The organism is Mycobacterium sp. (assembly GCF_965229265.1).
Taxonomy (GTDB): Bacteria; Actinomycetota; Actinomycetes; order Mycobacteriales; family Mycobacteriaceae; genus Mycobacterium.
The window spans coordinates 110582-127165 of sequence record NZ_CBDDIY010000013.1 but is presented as its reverse complement, the minus strand read 5'-3'; the positions used below and the strand labels follow the sequence as shown (position 1 = coordinate 127165).

Genomic DNA, 16584 nt, shown 5'->3' with positions numbered 1-16584 from the left:
GCATGCAGATAGCAATCGAATTCGCCGACATCGTCGACGACCGGTTCGGCGGCAAAGCGCTGGGCCTGGCCGAGCTGACCCGGCTCGGTCTCTCCGTCCCAACGGGTTTCGTCATCGCAGAGGCTTCCGAGCACCCCCTGCCAGGCACAGTGCTGGACCGGTTCGCCCGGATGCAGGCAGCAGGGGTCGCTGCGGTTGCCGTCAGGTCCTCGGCCACCGGAGAGGACGGGACCGAGCAGTCGTTCGCCGGACAGTACGACACCGTCCTCGGAGTGGATTCGCTCGACGGGTTCGCCGCCGCCGTGCGCAAGTGCGCTGCCTCCGTCACGTCGGAACGCGCCTACTCCTACGGCAGCCACGAGGCGGGAACCGGTGCAATCACCATGCACGTGGTCGTCCAGGAGATGGTCGACGCGCGCGCGGCCGGAGTCGTCTTCACCGCAGACCCGGCCACCGGCCGCAGGGATCTCATGATCATCGATGCGATCGCCGGGCTGGGTGAAGCGCTGGTCGATGGATCGGGCATCTCCGACCATCTCGTAGTGACCCCGGATGGCACCCAGGCGGTGCGGGAGGTCGGCGAGGTCCCCGTCCTTTCCGACGAGGAGGTCGCACAGATCCGCGCCGGCGCGCTGCGCGCGGCGGGGCACTGGGGCAGGCCGATGGATCTGGAATGGGCGATCGACAAAGCCGGGCAGCTGCGGTGGCTTCAGGCCCGGCCGATCACCACGCTGCCCGGTGACCTTAACGACATGGACACCCCGGTGGCCGGCCCGTCCCATGTGTACACCCGATGCAACATCGGCGAGATGATGCCGGGGGCATTCTGTCCGCTGACTGCCTCGGTGTCGGGTTACGCGATCGACTACGCCATGCAGACCACTCAGGTGGTGGCGCGGGCGCAGGACCGCTACGACAAGCCGTGGCTGCAGGTCGGGTACTTCTACGGGCACATGTTCTTGAACTTGACCGAAGGCACGGCGCTGAGTTCGGGCATTCTCGGCAACTCGCTGGAACAGTTCTCGATGTCGATCTGCGGGCGGGTGGTCGAGGAACTCGAGCCGAAGCCGGCGAAGCCGTTCATCCCCAAACTGATCAACACGATTCGGCTCACGTCACACGCGTTGTCCGCCGGCCCGGCCATCCGCCGCCTCGGCGACCAGATCGCGGCGTTCCCCATCCCTACCAGTCGCGACGCGAAGCGCGTTCTCCAACAGCTGGAAGCCGGCGTCGAGCTGTACTGCCACGTGACGCTGGTCCACGTGCGCTCGTCGTCGCGGGCCGCGGTGGGCGCGAATGTGCTGGAGAGCTACCTGGTGCGCACTGCCGTCAAGAACGGCCTCGACGAGAACGAGGGCCAAGCCGAGGCGGCCCGCCTGATGGCCGGGGCCGCCGACGTGGAGAGCGCCATGATGGTCGAGGAACTGCATGCGGTGGTGCGCGAGATCGCCGCCGACGATGACACCGCCGAGCGGTTCCTTGCCGCGGCCCCGCCGGACGCTCTGACCGACTTGCGCAATGGTGATACGCGTGGCGGTGTCGCGCTGCGGCAGTTCCTGATTCGGCACGGCCACCGTGGCTACCGCGAATTGTGCATGCGCGATCCCGCATGGGCGCAGGACGCTGACGGGCTCGGTTCGATGATGCAGGTCATGGTGCAGTCTGCCCGCGGTTCGGCCGTCGAGGAGCCGGCGCGCAAGGACATCGACGCGCCCCAGTCGCGGACGGTCCGGCTGCTGGCCCGCCTGGCCCAGGGTGGAGCTCGCGGGCGGGAGGAGACCAAGTCGAAGATGGCGCTGATGGCGCACCGCCTCAAGCTCGGCTACCACCATCTGGGTGAGGTGCTGGCCGACTCCGGGCGCCTTCCGGACGCCGATCTGGTCTTCTTCTTCGATCGCGCCGAGCTGCCCCAGGTGGTGGGCGACGGCGATATCGCCGATCTGGTGCACCGGGCGCTGCAGCGCCGCGCTGCCCTGCCGTTCCAACAGTCACTGGAGTTCGAGGACGTCTCCGTGGGCCGGCCCGCACCCATCCTTGCGCGCGCTCAGGGCGCTCTCACCGACGACCAGCTTCTGGGGCGCCCGGCAAGCCGGGGGATCGCCGAAGGCATTGTGCGCGTGGCTAAGTCGATCCATGATGCGCGTGACGTGCAGCGCGGGGAGATCCTCGTCGCACCCGTCACCGATATCGGCTGGACACCGTACTTCACCGTGATCGCGGCCCTGGTCACCGACATCGGCAGCTCGGTGTCACACGGCGCGGTCGTAGCGCGCGAGTACGGACTTCCCTGCGTGGTGAACACCCTGGTCGGCACTCAGGTGTTCAAGACCGGTGATCGTGTCAGGGTGGACGGCGACAAGGGGCTGGTCACGCGGATAGCGCAGAGCTGAGCGCCTGGGTGGTCAGCTCGAAAACATCTGCGCCTCACTCCTCGGCGTCACCCATGTTCACCGACAATGGCCGCCGGAAGAATCGTGTCAGCCACACCAGCACGACAATGCCGATGACGAACCAGATGATGCCGTAGCGGGTCGAATCGGCCGACAGATACACCCACAGCAAGACGGTGGACGCGACCCCCAGCGCCGGCAGGACGATGTTGCGCAGGATCTGGCGCGCCCCGTTGACCTCGCGCCGCCGGTAGGCGAAGTACACGATCACGGTCAGGTTGACGAAGGTGAAGGCGATCAGGGCGCCGAAGTTGATCAGCGAGGCCACGAAATCCAGGTTGAACGAAATTGCCAACAGAGACACCGCGCCAACGAAAAGAATTGCGTAGGAGGGGGTCTGGAAGCTCGGATGTAGGTGGCCGAAAAAGCGCCCGACCGGGCCCCGACCGTTGCGCCCCATGACGTAGAGCAGGCGCGAGACCGACGCGTGCGAGGCCAGGCTGGAGGCCACCACGGCCGCGAACGCCGCCGAGGTGAGCAGGATCTTGAACAGGTGCCCACCGACATTGAAGGCAATCTCGGGCAGCGCGCTGTTCTCCAGGGACTCCTGGCTGAAACCGGACACATCCGGGAACAGCGACTGGGTGAACAAGGCCGAGACGAAGAAGATGGCGCCGCCGATCAGCAGTGCGTACACGATCGCTTTGGGCACCAACGACGCGTCCTTGGCCTCCTCGGTGTACATGGTGATCGCGTCGAAGCCGATGAACGAGAACGCCACGATCGTGGCGCCGGTGATGACCAGGTTGAGGTGCACGCCCTCGTGCCACAGCGGCTCCGTCGAGAAAATGGTTCCGTTGCCCATGCCGTCCATCAGGGACTTGGTGGCAAGAACGAGGAACACCCCGATCAGTACCACCTCGAACACCACCAGCAGCATGTTCACCCGCGAGGTGTTGGTCATGCTGAACAGGCACATCCCGGTGATCGCGGCGACGTAGACGACGACCCAGATCCACGCCGGTGCCGACGGGAAGAACGAGTACAGGTAGCTGCGGATGATGAGCGCATTGACCAGAGGAAGCAGCAGATAGTCGAGCAGCGCCGCCCAGCCGATCAGGAATCCGACGTTGGGGCTGATGGTCGAGGAGGTGTAGGTGTAGGCCGAACCGGCCGACGGGAAGACCTGCGTCATCCGGCCGTAACTGATCGCGGTGAACGTCATGACCACCAACGCGAAGATGTAGGCGGTCGGGACGACGTTGCCGGTTTCGACCGAGACGATGCCGAAGGTGTCGAAGACGACGGTCGGCGTCATGTAGCCCAGGCCGAGTCCAACGATCGCCCACAGACCAAGCGTCCGGGCCAACTTGGTGGTGCCCGGTGCCCCGGAGGCAGCCTGAGTCATTTTGCTCCCGCCATCTTCACATCGTCCCGAACAGTTCCCTGTGGCTTACCACAATGACTGATAGCTGCGCGCGGCGTTGGGTGGACACACCCGGTGCGCGGCTCGTCGTGTCAGGCAAACCTGCCCGCAGAGGCCCATCAGCACGGATCACCGTGTTAGCGTCACCAACCATGCGTTATGTCGTCGGTTACGGGCCTCGCCAGCGCGGTCTCGACGGGGTCAACCTCGCGGCAACTCTGGCCCGGTCCTCGGGTGCGACCCTGGATCTGATCACGGTATTGCCCAGCGACGCCCCGACCTTCCAGATGTATTCACCCGACCACGCATTCAACGCCGAAGTTGAAGAGCAGGGCCGGGAATGGCTCGACGACGGCCTGGCGCGGGTACCCGACGGTGTGCGCGCGGAAGGCCACCTCTACCGGGCAGACTCGATCACCGAAGGCTTGCTCGACGCGGCGACCGACGCCGACCGCGGTGAGGCGGCTCTGATCGTCGTCGGCACCTACCATCGGGTTCGGACCGGGCGGTTCGGGGTGGGAAGCCTGGCCGATGCCTTGCTGCACGCATCGACGGTGCCGGTCGCCCTGGCCCCGGCGGACTATGAAAGCCACCCCCGGGTCACCCGGATCACCTGCGCGATCGGGATGCGACCGGGTAACGAGAGCCTGCTCGACAATGCGATCCGCCTGGCGGCCGAATGGCAGGTGCCGTTGCGGCTGATGTCGTTGGTGGCCGTCGGCGAGGGCGGCAGCGAGGATCGGCGGCGGGAGTGGACCGCGCTGGCCGAGGAGCATGCGGCGAGGTTGGTGGGCAAAGCGAATGCGGCGCTTCCGGCCGGCTCCTCAGTGACCAGTGTCGTCGGCCACGGTGACTCGCTGGAGGATGCCGTGCGCGGATTGGACTTCGCCGACAGCGAGGTTGTCATGATCGGCTCCAGCCGCCTGGCCCAACCGAAGCGGCTTTTCCTGGGTCACTCGGCCAGCAAGATCATGCGGGAGCTGCCGGCGCCCATGATCGTGTGGCCGCGGGGCGACGAAACGGCCTGATCCGCTTCGCGTGGCGCGCGGCATCGTGAAACTGGCGACGTCTCCTCGGCAGCGCCGAAGCGCCGCACGGGTATCGATGCGAGTGATCTACGAAAAGCCTTGCTGTTGAGGACTTTAGAGGTTCATTGTCCGGCCATCAGTGCCGCTCTTCCGACGCCGCCTGGCCTCATACATCGCTTGGTCTGCACGGTCGAGGACGATGTCGATGGAACGCCCGTCGCCCGGGCGATGGGCCGAGAATCCGATTGTGAGCCCCACCGAAATGTGCACACCGTCGCTGAGGACGACCGGTTTGCCATCGAACTGATCGCCGATCCGATCCTTCAAGCGGGCAAGGTCCGAGTCGTCGACCGCGTCGGTGATCACCAGGAATTCGTCGCCGCCCCAACGGGCGACGAGATCCTGGTCGCTGGCGGCCGCGCGCAAGCGGTCGGCGACCTCCACCAGCAGTTGGTCACCGGCGAGGTGACCGCGTTGGTCGTTGACAGCCTTGAATCGTTCGATGTCGCAGAACAGGACGCCGTAGCCGGCTCCGCTCGATTCGAGTCGCTCCAAGCGATTCCAGCCGGCTGACCGGTTGGCGAGCGCTGTGAGCGGATCGGTGGCAGCTTGACGGGCCAGAGCGGCCTCACGAACCCGGTCGGCGGTCACGTCGACGATTTGTGAGACGAAGTAGCGGGGGCCCTCGCTCGGGGTATGCACACTCACGACGGTCAGGGCGCCCCACACGACGTGCCCGTCGGCGGCTATGTAGCGCTTATCGATGCGGTAAGAGCGCCGCCTGCCCTCCAGGCATTCGGTGAGCATTGCCACGTCAGCTTCCAGGTCGTCGGGGTGGGTGATCTCCTGGAAGGTGAGCTCGGCCAGTTCTCGCTTGCTGTATCCGAGCATGGACCGCAGGGCCCGGTTGGTGCGCATGAATGTCCCGTCCAGACCGACGACGGCCATGCCGATCGGCGAATGGGCAAGCGCCAGTTCGAATCGGCGGTCTGCCAAGACGTCGACGCCGGTGGGAAGTCGATCGGCAGGCTGGGCGGTGACAGCGGCTCGCGGAAACCCCTGTGCCAGCGGCCCCGGGCGGCTGAGGAAGTACCCCTGGGCAGATCCGATGCCCACCGCGCCGACGGCATCCAGTTCACCTTGGTTCTCGACGCCTTCGGCGATCACGGTCGCGCCCATCTGTGCCGCAAGCTCGGCGATGGCGTGCGCGAGTCGCCGCCGCGCGTCGTCTACGTCGATGCGGCGGGTGATCGACTGGTCGATCTTGACGAATTCGGGGCCCAGTTCGAGTACATGGGAGAAGGAGGAGAACCCGGCACCGACGTCGTCGACGGCAACCCGAACACCCCGCGCGCGGCACGGTGTCAGAGCGTCGTCGAGGGCGCCGTAATCCAGCACGGCGTCGTGTTCGGTGAGCTCCAGCACGAGACGGGACGCATCGACACCGTCGAGCAGCTGCGTCCAGGGCGCAACCAGCACCGCTGCCGGTGAGATGTTCACCGCCACGAAAAGGTCATCGGGGAGCTGAGCCATCATGCCGATGACGCGCATCAGGATCGCCGTCTCCAGCTCGATCCCCAGACCCATCAGCGCCGCCTGCGCAAGGAAGGCATCCGGCCGAAACGGTGCGCGCGGAAAGCGCGCCAGCGCTTCCACGCCGATCGCCGCGCCGGATGTCACATCATGAATCGACTGGAAGACGACCTCGAAGTCATTGTGGGACACCACGTTGCGAATCGCTGCGCGTTGGGTCGCGATGGTATCCGGCGCGGTTTCAGGTAATTCGATCAGCGTCCCGATGAGTTCGGCGACCTGCCTGACGATGCGCAGGTCGACCTCGCCGAGCTGCGGTCTGGGCTCCCGGCTGGCGCCACAGACCATCCCGATCGTGGCACCGTCGCGGTTGAGCACCGGCACAGCGACATAGGCGCCGATGCCCAGGTCGCGGGCCAACGGAAGGCCGCCCGTTCGGGCGGCCTGCGTGTCGGGGACGAACGTGGGCAGATTTCCGTCGATGACGCGCACACAGTACGAATCGGACAGCCGGGAGCGGTCGCTCGGGGCGAGGCCGATCCCGTCGGCGTCGCCGTCGAGCACCTCGAAGACCGGCGCCCCGTCGCGCATGGACGACAGCCAGGCGGTGTCCAGACCGAGCCGGCCTCGGATGAGGCCAAGTAAGGTGCGAACCGACTCGACGGGGATCTCGGGCGCACCCTCGGCGGGGTGTTCGCCGACGCCCTCGAAGCGCATGTCTTTCAGTAGAGCGCAGACGGCCCCAGCGCGGAGAAAATTGACGGCAAAGTCATATTTTGTGGCGCCGGGTCAGTGGAAACGGATGTTCATCGTGGCCAGGCCGAAGATCTTTCGGCCGTCCGACTTCGCGCCCACGATCACGACCCCGGTACGGCTGGCTGGGTCCAGCGACTTGACCCGGCCGGTGAACTCGATGTCGGCGCCCTCCTTGGCCGAGACGATCGCCGGCTGGGACAGCCGCACCGAGTAGCGGGTCACCGCGCCGGGGTCACCCGACCAGGACGAGACGAATCCGGCACCCAGGCCCATGGTGAGCATGCCGTGGGCGATCACGTCGGGCAGTCCGGCCAGCTTGGCGATGTCCTCGTCCCAGTGGATCGGATTGGCGTCGCCGGCCACCCCGGCGTAGTTCACCAGGTCGCCGCGGGACAGCCTGGTGTGGTGCACCGGCAGCTCCGCGCCCACTTGCACATCTTCGAACGATGGCGTCGCCGTGGTACGGGTCAGCCCACCCTTCGAGATCCGGATCTCGCCCGCGGGCCGCAGCTGCTTCGTGTACTCGCCATCCGATCCCGGAAGGTCGAGGATGTTCATGTCGTGCATCATCGCCTTTTGCACCGCAGCCTTGACCCCGGCGTCGATGTCCTCGCCGGTGATGCCGACGACGGTCGTGTGCAGGGTGTGCACCCGCTCGCCGACGGCGTCGGTGAAGGTGTTCGTGACGGTGATGAAGTCTCGGCCTGCGGTCCGGCGGACCGATGTCAGCGCGACGTCGATGAGCAGTTCGTCTCCGGCCACGATCGGGCGGTGCTGCTCGAAAACCTCTTCGGTCTGCAGGTAGGTGTCGTAACCGACGACGATCTCTTCGAACATGCGCCGGTTGCATTGCATGCCCGGCGCCGAGGTGAACGTGATGGGCGCGATGACGTCCGCGTAGCCCAGCTTTGCTGCGGCGGCGACGTCCCAGTGCGCGGGGTGGTAGTCCTGCACGGCGCGGGCGTATTCACGCAGCTTCTCCCGGCCGACCAGGTACGTGCCGTCCATCTGGTAGTAGTGGCCAACCCGCGCTTCGAGCGGGGACGTGTCTGCTGCTGCGGTCATGAATGTGCTCAACTTTTCTATCGCCCGGTTCGATGAGGTCGATAAATGCACCCTAACCTGCGGACACCGGCGCACCCCACACGCTTGACCGGTTTCTGTTCCGGCGACCGGTCGATGCGCGGCCGGGTGTGCATGCCTCAGACTGTCCGCTATGAGTGCACCTGCCCGGCTTCATCACTGGGAACATCGGGCCGAATGGCCCCTGGCAGGGATCGCTCTGGTCTTCTTGGCCGCCTACACCATCCAAGTCCTCGTCCAGCCTCACGGGCAGGGCGAGCTGTGGGTCGATATCGTCACCAAGGCGTGCTGGGCGGCGTTCGCCATCGACTACTTCACCCGGTTGTGGCTGGCCGACGACAGACGCACCTGGTTCTGGCGGCACCTGCTGGATCTGGCCGTCGTCGCGCTGCCGATGCTGCGGCCACTGCGGTTGGTGCGGTTGGTCATCCTGGTCACCGCTCTGCAGAAGGCGCTCGGTAACGCCATCCGCGGTCGGGTGGTCGTCTACGCGGCGGCGGGAGCGGTGCTCCTGGTCTACGTCGCTTCCCTGGCCGTACTGCAGGCCGAGCGGGACGAACCCACCGCCAAGATCACCAGCTTCGGCCAAGCGCTGTGGTGGTCGATCGCCACCATCACCACTGTCGGCTATGGCGACGAATACCCGGTCACCGCGACCGGCCGGGTCGTCGCGACCCTGCTGATGATCGGTGGTATCAGCCTGCTGGGCACCATTACCGCCACTATCGCGTCCTGGATCGTCCAGCGGGTCGCCGAGGAAGACTCCACCACCGAGGCGGCCACGGCAGCACACGTCGCCGAGCTGCACAACGAAATCACCGCTCTGCGTGAACAACTCGGCGATTTCCAGCGATCGCTCGAAGAATCCGGCTCGCGAGGCGCCACGGACCGCCGCGTTTCGGAGTCGAGGTAGTCCGGCGATGAGCCGGTGGCGCCGTCGACAGTCGGCCGGCCAGGCGCCGGCGGTTTGTCCGTATTGCGGCGCCGGCCTCGACGCGAGTGGTGTGTGTGCACGCTGCGGCGGTGTGCGAACACCGATCACGCCCACCGGGTGGCGTCCGGATCCCACGGCGCGGTACGAGGGTCGCTATTACGTCACCGGCCGGCCGACCAACCGAGTGCGCAACGGCAGGGTGCAGGCAAGCGATCCGGTGGGTGGTCAGATGTTGCCGGACTACGTCGAGTTGTCCTCCGCGCGATCGAGCATCCGCTCGACCTGGCTGGCGACCGGGGCCGCCACCGCGATCATCGTGATGGTGGCGGCGGTGGTGTGGGGATTGAACTGGTCCGGGCACCGGCCGGTCCCGCCACCCGAAGTCGGCTACCTGCAAGCCCTGCAGATCGCGGGACTGAGTCATCAGTTCAACTCCGACGCCAACGCCGTCGCCCATGGGCACGACGTCTGCCGTCAGTTGGAAGGCGGGGGCCCCCAACAAGGGCTTCCTGCCGACAAGATCGCCGTCGACGCGTTTTGCCCGCAGTTCAACGAGGGATTTCGCGTCCTCGAATCCGCAACGGTATCCGGGGTTTTCGTGCTCACCGACGGCTTGGGTATGGGCGCGATCGCCGTCGACGGAAGTTCATGCAGAGGAACCGACGGGTACGCCGATGTGGGTTCGTCGACCCCGGTGAGCGTCAAGAACGGCAAGGGAGAGATCCTCGCCACCACCGCGCTCGGTCCCGGGACCGGAAATGCAGCCAGCTGCACGTTCTCGTTCACCTTTCCCATCACCGAAGGCCAGGATCGCTACGTCGTATCCGTGGGGCACCGCGGGGATTTCAGCTACAGCTTCGAACAGCTGCGTTCGCACGGAGTTCAGGTTCACCTCGGTCACTGACCCGCCGCCGTGGGTGGTCAACGCCCGGCCAGCTCGGTGACCTTCCTGGCCAACGCCTCTGGCGTACTCAGCTCGTAGTCGCGCCCATTGATGCGCACCGTCGGGGTGGCGTGGATGCCGGTCGTGGCCGCCAGGTCCTGCGCCATCGCCAGATACCGCTTGCCGCTGATGCAATCGCCGACATCGGCGCCCGCCTGTCGGGCCGTCTCAGTCAACTGCGCGTCGGTGGGGAACGTCGTCGACGTCTCATCGGGTTGGTTGGCGAAGAGCGCCGTGTGGAAGCGCAGGAATGCATCGGTGGACTGGTCGGCGACGCAGTACGCCGCGCTGGCGGCCCGCGACGAGTAGTTCTGGTTGAACGGGAAGTCGAGGATCGCGACCATGTAGTAGTCGGCGGCCACCGCGCCCGACGCGATGAGGTCACCGATGGTCGATCCGAATTTCCGTTCGAAGCGGGCGCAGTGTGGGCACAGGAAGTCCTCGTACAACGACAACACGACCTTGGGCTGGGTGCTGCCCTCCTTGGTGATCAGCCTGCTCGACGTCACCCGCACCGACTTCGCCTGGTCCGACGCAGTCTCACCGGCGACCGCGTGACCGGTCACCGGCTGGTCGCCGGATGTCATGACGTAGAGCACCGTGATGACCGCGGCTACCACCACGCACGCGGTCAACGCGATCTGGAGCAGCAACCGGCGACTGCCGTCGGTGGCCGGGAGCTCATCGCCGCGGAACCCGTTCGGACCGTTCATGCACCCAGCCTAGGGGGCAGCCGGGGACACGGTGAACGTGATGCGGCTCCACCAGAGGTTGCCGCACAACCCACCTACCGGTTCCACGTGCAAGGACGGGCCTCCTGGGTCTAGCGGAATGAACCCAGCCTCGTTAGGGTTGGTGCCATCAAGACCCGGGAAAGGAACCATCCGATGACGCAGAACATCACGGCGCTGGTAACCGGCGCCAATCGTGGGCTCGGACGACAACTGGCCGCCGAACTGATCTCGCGCGGCGCGAAGGTCTATGCCGCGGCCCGACGGCCCGAGACCGTCGACCTGCCGGGGGTGATACCCGTTCAACTCGACATCACCGATCCGGAATCGGTGCGTCGCGCCGCCGTCGTGGCCGGCGACGTGACGATGCTGGTGAACAACGCCGGAGTCTCGACGCGGGCCGGCCTGCTCACCGGCCCGATCGACGACATCCGCCTGGAGATGGAGACGCACTACTTCGGCACGTTGAACGTGAGCCGCGAGTTCGTGCCGATCATCGAGCGCAACGGCGGTGGTGCGATTCTCAACGTGCTGTCGGTGCTGGCCTGGTATCACGCCCCCGATTCGGGGGCCTACTCTGCGGCGAAGGCGGCCGCCTGGGCACTGACCGATGCGCTACGCACCGAGCTAGCGCCCCGCGGAATCCACGTCGCGGCCCTGCACGTCGGCTACATGGACACCGATATGGTCAGCTACATCCCCGCGGAGCTGAAGAGCGATCCCGCGACGGTGGCGGCGCAGGCCATCGCCGGCCTGCTCAACGGTGACGCCGAAATTCTGGGCGACGACTTGACCCGCACGGTGAAGGCGGGGCTGTCCACCGCGAACATCGGCGTGCCGACCGGGCGGTGACGTGGCAGCATCGGTGACGCGGCGACTATCCGCCGGTTGCCGACGGTAATTGGCACTTATTGACTCACCACACTATTTTTCTTTCGGTGATGTCCTCAGCTGCTGGTGCAGTCGCGCGTTGGATCGCCCCCTTCCTCACCGTCGCCGCCGTCGCCGGCGCGGTGGTGGCCACCGAGCCGGCGCCGATCGTCCCGCCGCCGGCGGTGCGCCTGGCCGGAGACGCCAATCCGCTGGCGGGCATGCCGCTCTATGTGAACCCCAACTCGGCGGCCATGCGCGCCGCACACGGCGCTAACCCGCCGAGCCCCGAGTTGGACTACATCGCCAACACACCGCAGGCGTACTGGATGGACCAGCTGTCGACGCCGTCGGTGGATGCGAAGTACATCGCCGCGGCGCAGGCCGCCGGGACCATCCCGCTGCTGGCGCTCTACGGCATCCCGCATCGTGACTGCGGCAACTTCGCTGCGGGTGGATTCGGCTCGGCCGACTCCTACCGAGGATGGATCGACAGTGTTGCCGGTGCCATCGGAGCCGGGCCGGCGGCCATCATCCTCGAACCCGACGCGCTGGCCATGGCCGACTGCCTGTCGGGAGGCCAGCGCCAGGAACGCTTCGACCTGATCCGGTATGCCGTCGATACGCTGACCGCCAACCCGGCCACCGCGGTCTACGTCGATGCCGGCCACTCGCGCTGGGTGAATGCCGACGAGATGTCGGCGCGGCTCAACCAGGTCGACGTGGGCAAGGCGCGGGGCTTCAGCCTGAACACCGCCAACTTCTTCACCACCGATGAGGAAATCGGATACGGCGAAGCCATTTCGGGACAGACCAACGGCGCCCACTACGTCATCGACACCTCACGCAACGGTGCCGGGCCGGTGGAAGGTGACCCGATGTACTGGTGCAATCCGACTGGGCGGGCGCTTGGCGTCGCACCGACCACCGACACCGGCAACGGGCACATCGACGCCTTCCTATGGGTCAAGCGTCCCGGTGAATCCGACGGATCGTGCGGCCAAGGTGACCCCGGGGCCGGCCGCTTCGTGAACCAGTACGCCATCGATCTGGCGCGCAACGCCGGCCACTAGCAGCCGCACGCCAGCGGGGCGCAGCACCTGACGAACGCGTGAAGCCGACCTCGCCGCACATCCCGCGGAGTCGTCCGGTGAGCTCGGGGACGATACCGTTGCCGGAAACGTAGAGGAGGTGCGGTGGGCTCGCTATCGATTCTGACGGCGTCATCGGTGATCACCATGAATCCCGTCCAGCCGCGGGCCGATGCCGTCGCCGTGGAGCACGACTCGGGGCGAATCGTCGCTGTGGGTTCTCTCGCGGACTGCCGGGCTGCGGCACCGGATGCCCCGGTCGAGGAACTCGGTTCAGCCGTGCTGATGCCCGGGTTCATCCAAACCCATGACCACCCCGTTCCGGCCGCCGTCCTCTGTGAACAACCGGCGCATTGGATAGCCCCGTTCGTGGGGTTTCCGACCTGGCAGGACGTCGAGACCCTTTTCGTGCAACTCCGCAGGCAGACGCCGGCCGGCCAGCCGCTGCTGTTCTCGGGTTTGGACCGGCTGCTGTTGTCCATCCCGATGCCGGACCGCGCGAGCCTGGACAAGTATTTCCCCGATCACCCGGTGCTGATCCTCGACATCACCGGCCATGCCCTGTACTTCAACTCCCGGGCGATGCCGGTGTTCGGCTGGAAGGGTGCGACTCCGCCGGCGGATACCCCCGATGCGCGGTGGACCCGGCGAGCCGATGGATCGGCAGGCGGAGTCGGATTCGAGACCCAGGCGTTCATGCTGGCGCTCGCCGCCTTCCTGCCCGGTGTGGTGCCGTCGCCGTTGGCGAATCTCGGTGCGTGGTATTCGACGTTGGCGCGCAACGGTTTTACTGCCGCTTGCGACATGGCGTTCGTCAACAGGCTGCGCGCACCGCTGGAGGCATTGGCCGGCATACCTGGATGTCCAGTTCGGTATTCGCTGTACCAGACGACCTACGACACCGGTGCGCACTCCGAGCTGGACTTCGGGGAGCTGGCGCCGATGATCCGGCGGGCCGGCTACAAAATCTGGATGGACGGCAGTCCGTCGATCGGTACGGCGTCGATCAGCGTTCCCTATCTGGATTCCGATCGCGCCCGCATCGCCGGCATTCCCGTGGGCACTGCCCCCGGGCTATCGGTGTTGAACTATACGCTCGACCAATTCCTCTCCCTAACAGGAGAATTCATCGGTAAAGACGTTCAGATCGCCACCCACATCAATGGTGACGCGGGCATCGACGTCGTGTTGGACGGATATGAGCGGGCCCTGAATGCCCATGGACTGACCGGTTCGGATCATCGCTGGCGGGTTGAGCACTTCTCCACGCCCACCAAAGACCAGTGTGCCCGCGCCGGCAACCTAGGGGTCACGGCCTCCATGTCGCCCTTCCAGGCGCTGTATTGGGGTGACCTCTACGACGGGGTCATGTTCGAACCGTCCTACGGAGCCCGGTGGCAACCGTACCGAGACGCTTACGACGGCGGTATGCGGCCAACTTTCCACAATGACGGCTTCGTGTCACCGCCGTTGCCCTGGTTCAACATCCAGAACGCCGTCACCCGGCGGAGTGCGTCCGGGACGGTGCACGCACCTGAGCAGAGCCTCACCCTCGACGAGGCACTCGAGGCCCACACGATCACCGCCGCCTGGCAGCAGAAGCGTGAGCATGAGATCGGCTCCATCGAAACCGGTAAGCTCGCGGACTTCGTGCTGCTCAACACCGACCCCTACACCGTCGACCCGTCACGCCTGCAGGACACCATGCAGGTCCTGGGGACCTGGATCTCGGGCCGGCGCGTCGACCTGGATGGCTTCATGGCATCGGTCAAAGAGGTGGCCCACCGCTACGACCAGGCCTTGCTGGGTAGCGTTACCCCGCCGCACTGCTGAACGGTCGCGTTCAACCCTGGATGAAGGCGAGTAGGTCGGCGTTGATCACATCAGCGTGCGTAGTGGGCATACCGTGCGGGAACCCTTGGTAGGTAATGAGTGTGCTGTTGGTCAGCAGCTCGGCCGACCGGGGACCGGCCGCCACGTAGGGCACGATCTGGTCGTCCTCGCTGTGCATGACCAGCACCGGGATGGTGATTTTCTTCAGATCCTCGGTGAAGTCGGTTTGGGAGAACGCGACGATGCCGTCGTAGTGCGACAGGGCGTCGCCCATCATCCCCTGCCGCCACCAGTTCGAGATGATGCCCTCCGAGGGTTCGGCCCCCGGCCGGTTGAAGCCGTAGAACGGACCCGAGGGCAACGCGCGGTAGAACTCCGAGCGGTTGGCGGCGAGCTGGGCTTGCAGGTCGTCGAACACACTCTTGGGCAAGCCCTTCGGGTTGGCGTCGGTCTGCACCATCAACGGTGGCACCGCGCTGATGAGAGCGGCCTTGGCCGCGCGGTCCTGGCCGTGGCGGGCCAGGTAGCGCACCACCTCACCGCCGCCGGTGGAATGCCCGACATGGATCGCGTTGCGCAGGTCCAGGTGCTCGACAACCGCGGCCAGGTCGTCGGCGTAGTGGTCGGCGTCGTGCCCGTCGGGTGTCTGGGTCGAGCGGCCGTGCCCACGCCGGTCGGCGGCGATCACGCGGTAACCGTGAGCCAGGAAGAACAGCATCTGGTTGTCCCAGTCGTCGGATGACAGCGGCCAGCCGTGGCTGAACACGATGGGTTGGCCCTGCCCCCAATCCTTGTAGAAGATGTCGGTGCCGTCGGAGGTGGTGATGAATGCCATGGCAGTGCCTTTCGGTTGGCGATCAGTCGACAGGGTTGGAGCGGGTGACGATGAGCGGGTCGGCGGGGGTGAACGGGAAGGTGGGCAGATCGTCGATGTGGGTATTGAACGTCGCCGCAAGGACCTCGCGGGAGTACGCGCTCGCCGAGGCTCGGTAGCCGATGTCGGCGGGGAAGGGCTGGTCGAAGAAGATCAGGAAGTGCCACTCGTCGGTGCCGGTGTTCTCGATGTGATGGGGGTAAGCGCGTGGGATGAAGTACATGTCGCCGCGGTTGAGCTGCCAAGTATCGAGGCTGCCATCGGGATTCATGATCGTCATGCGCGCGTCACCGTGCTGGACGTAGCCCATCTCTGCGGTGGCCGGGTGCCAATGCGGTTCTCGCATACCGTCCTCGGTGACGCGCAGTGAGTACATCGAGATGTCTTTGAGGATGGGCCAGAACTGATCCCGCGCGAACCGCGCGTTCCCACTGACGTAGTTGAGTCCGGGAGCCTGGGCCTCGATGTCGAACTTGTGCGGGTCCTTGAAGTGAGCGGCGGCGGGGATGTCCGGACCACCGATCCGGGCGGCCAGTTTGTGATCGGTCGTGCTGCGGCGGATCGTGGCGAAGTCGGAGGCGGGCAGGTCGTAGGTGTTACCCAGCACGGCGTCACTGAACGCCCCCAGGGTGGCGCCGAACCCGAAGTCCTCCGGCCGTTCGCTGCGGAAGGCGATGATGAACTCGGCGACGTCGTCACCGATGTTCTCGATGTGGTGCAGTGAACCGGAGTTGGCGTGGAACATCTGGCCGGCGGTCACGATGAAGGTGGAGAACGCGCTGCCGTCATCGAGGATCGAGACCAGCGCGGTGCCGGACACGCAGTAGGTGAGCTCGTTGCAGTTGGCGTGCCAGTGCGGGGTCCGCATGGCACCGGGATTGAGCAGCACCCGCTTGATCGACAACCCGTTGAGGATCGGCAGGTTGTCAGCAGTGACGCGTCGCATTGAACCAAGCTCGGACTCCTCGACGATCTCGCCGTCCAGAAGCGAGATCGTATGGATGCTGCGGGCGGGGGGCGTCGGCACGAGATCCTCCTGGTGGTCGGTAGGCGGCGGGGGAGCTGTCCCTGACTCTGGTCCATTCACCGGCG

General features: G+C 66.1%; 13 protein-coding genes. 7 read left to right on the top strand and 6 right to left on the bottom strand.

Going from position 1 to position 16584, the window contains the following annotated elements; all coding sequences use genetic code 11:
• Positions 1-2: 2 nt before the first annotated feature.
• Entirely contained in the window at positions 3-2390 is a 2388-nt protein-coding gene (locus tag ADBZ9K_RS22685; protein ID WP_526624517.1) for a PEP/pyruvate-binding domain-containing protein, read from the top strand.
• A gap of 34 nt (positions 2391-2424) precedes the next feature.
• Here ADBZ9K_RS22685 and ADBZ9K_RS22680 read toward each other — a convergent pair whose 3' ends face one another.
• Positions 2425-3798 (bottom strand): amino acid permease, encoded by a 1374-nt coding sequence (locus ADBZ9K_RS22680; RefSeq protein ID WP_526624516.1) that lies wholly within the window; start codon positions 3796-3798, stop codon positions 2425-2427.
• Between the two features lie 170 nt (positions 3799-3968).
• Here ADBZ9K_RS22680 and ADBZ9K_RS22675 point away from each other — a divergent pair, with 170 nt between their 5' ends.
• Positions 3969-4844, top strand: a complete 876-nt coding sequence (locus ADBZ9K_RS22675) for a universal stress protein (RefSeq protein ID WP_526624514.1) — start codon at positions 3969-3971, stop codon at positions 4842-4844.
• A 114-nt stretch (positions 4845-4958) separates the two neighbouring features.
• Here the strand turns inward: ADBZ9K_RS22675 and ADBZ9K_RS22670 are convergent, their stop codons facing one another.
• Together ADBZ9K_RS22670 and ADBZ9K_RS22665 are read right to left on the bottom strand one after the other, a co-directional pair.
• Positions 4959-7094: an EAL domain-containing protein gene (locus ADBZ9K_RS22670; RefSeq protein WP_526624512.1), complete on the bottom strand. Its 2136-nt coding sequence runs from the start codon at positions 7092-7094 to the stop codon at positions 4959-4961.
• Between the two features lie 72 nt (positions 7095-7166).
• Positions 7167-8198 carry a fused (3R)-hydroxyacyl-ACP dehydratase subunits HadA/HadB gene (locus tag ADBZ9K_RS22665; protein ID WP_526624510.1) on the bottom strand — a complete coding sequence of 344 codons (1032 nt, stop codon included), beginning with the start codon at positions 8196-8198 and terminating at the stop codon, positions 7167-7169.
• A 151-nt stretch (positions 8199-8349) separates the two neighbouring features.
• Between ADBZ9K_RS22665 and ADBZ9K_RS22660 the strand changes: the two genes are divergently transcribed.
• Both ADBZ9K_RS22660 and ADBZ9K_RS22655 read left to right on the top strand, forming a co-directional pair.
• The gene (locus tag ADBZ9K_RS22660; protein ID WP_526624508.1) at positions 8350-9129 is read left to right on the top strand and encodes an ion channel; all 780 of its coding nucleotides are present in this window, start codon (positions 8350-8352) and stop codon (positions 9127-9129) included.
• Positions 9130-9136: 7 nt separating this feature from the next.
• Positions 9137-10054: a DUF732 domain-containing protein gene (locus ADBZ9K_RS22655; RefSeq protein ID WP_526624506.1), complete on the top strand. Its 918-nt coding sequence runs from the start codon at positions 9137-9139 to the stop codon at positions 10052-10054.
• Between the two features lie 17 nt (positions 10055-10071).
• On the opposite strand, the gene ADBZ9K_RS22650 is transcribed toward ADBZ9K_RS22655, so the two are convergent.
• Positions 10072-10806, bottom strand: a complete 735-nt coding sequence (locus ADBZ9K_RS22650; protein WP_526624505.1) for a DsbA family protein — start codon at positions 10804-10806, stop codon at positions 10072-10074.
• Positions 10807-10980: 174 nt separating this feature from the next.
• On the opposite strand from ADBZ9K_RS22650, the gene ADBZ9K_RS22645 reads away from it, so the two are divergent.
• The 3 genes from ADBZ9K_RS22645 (at position 10981) to ADBZ9K_RS22635 (ending at position 14618) form a co-directional block, all read left to right on the top strand.
• Positions 10981-11676: an SDR family oxidoreductase gene (locus tag ADBZ9K_RS22645; protein WP_526624504.1), complete on the top strand. Its 696-nt coding sequence runs from the start codon at positions 10981-10983 to the stop codon at positions 11674-11676.
• 89 nt (positions 11677-11765) lie between these two features.
• A complete protein-coding gene (locus ADBZ9K_RS22640; protein ID WP_526624502.1) occupies positions 11766-12767 on the top strand; it encodes a glycoside hydrolase family 6 protein in 1002 nt (333 codons plus the stop codon).
• 123 nt (positions 12768-12890) lie between these two features.
• Entirely contained in the window at positions 12891-14618 is a 1728-nt protein-coding gene (locus tag ADBZ9K_RS22635) for an amidohydrolase (RefSeq protein ID WP_526624500.1), read from the top strand.
• Between the two features lie 10 nt (positions 14619-14628).
• Here the strand turns inward: ADBZ9K_RS22635 and ADBZ9K_RS22630 are convergent, their stop codons facing one another.
• A complete protein-coding gene (locus tag ADBZ9K_RS22630; protein ID WP_526624498.1) occupies positions 14629-15453 on the bottom strand; it encodes an alpha/beta fold hydrolase in 825 nt (274 codons plus the stop codon).
• 22 nt (positions 15454-15475) lie between these two features.
• Complete coding sequence (locus tag ADBZ9K_RS22625) at positions 15476-16519, bottom strand: cupin domain-containing protein (protein ID WP_526624496.1); 1044 nt, start codon at positions 16517-16519, stop codon at positions 15476-15478.
• Between the last annotated feature and the right edge of the window lie 65 nt (positions 16520-16584).

Coding starts and splice junctions, on each gene's coding strand:
- ADBZ9K_RS22685 (WP_526624517.1), top strand. CDS start 3: ATGCAGATAGCAATCGAATTCGCCGACATCGTCGACGACCGGTTCGGC.
- ADBZ9K_RS22680 (WP_526624516.1), bottom strand. CDS start 3,798: ATGACTCAGGCTGCCTCCGGGGCACCGGGCACCACCAAGTTGGCCCGG.
- ADBZ9K_RS22675 (WP_526624514.1), top strand. CDS start 3,969: ATGCGTTATGTCGTCGGTTACGGGCCTCGCCAGCGCGGTCTCGACGGG.
- ADBZ9K_RS22670 (WP_526624512.1), bottom strand. CDS start 7,094: ATGCGCTTCGAGGGCGTCGGCGAACACCCCGCCGAGGGTGCGCCCGAG.
- ADBZ9K_RS22665 (WP_526624510.1), bottom strand. CDS start 8,198: ATGACCGCAGCAGCAGACACGTCCCCGCTCGAAGCGCGGGTTGGCCAC.
- ADBZ9K_RS22660 (WP_526624508.1), top strand. CDS start 8,350: ATGAGTGCACCTGCCCGGCTTCATCACTGGGAACATCGGGCCGAATGG.
- ADBZ9K_RS22655 (WP_526624506.1), top strand. CDS start 9,137: ATGAGCCGGTGGCGCCGTCGACAGTCGGCCGGCCAGGCGCCGGCGGTT.
- ADBZ9K_RS22650 (WP_526624505.1), bottom strand. CDS start 10,806: ATGAACGGTCCGAACGGGTTCCGCGGCGATGAGCTCCCGGCCACCGAC.
- ADBZ9K_RS22645 (WP_526624504.1), top strand. CDS start 10,981: ATGACGCAGAACATCACGGCGCTGGTAACCGGCGCCAATCGTGGGCTC.
- ADBZ9K_RS22640 (WP_526624502.1), top strand. CDS start 11,766: ATGTCCTCAGCTGCTGGTGCAGTCGCGCGTTGGATCGCCCCCTTCCTC.
- ADBZ9K_RS22630 (WP_526624498.1), bottom strand. CDS start 15,453: ATGGCATTCATCACCACCTCCGACGGCACCGACATCTTCTACAAGGAT.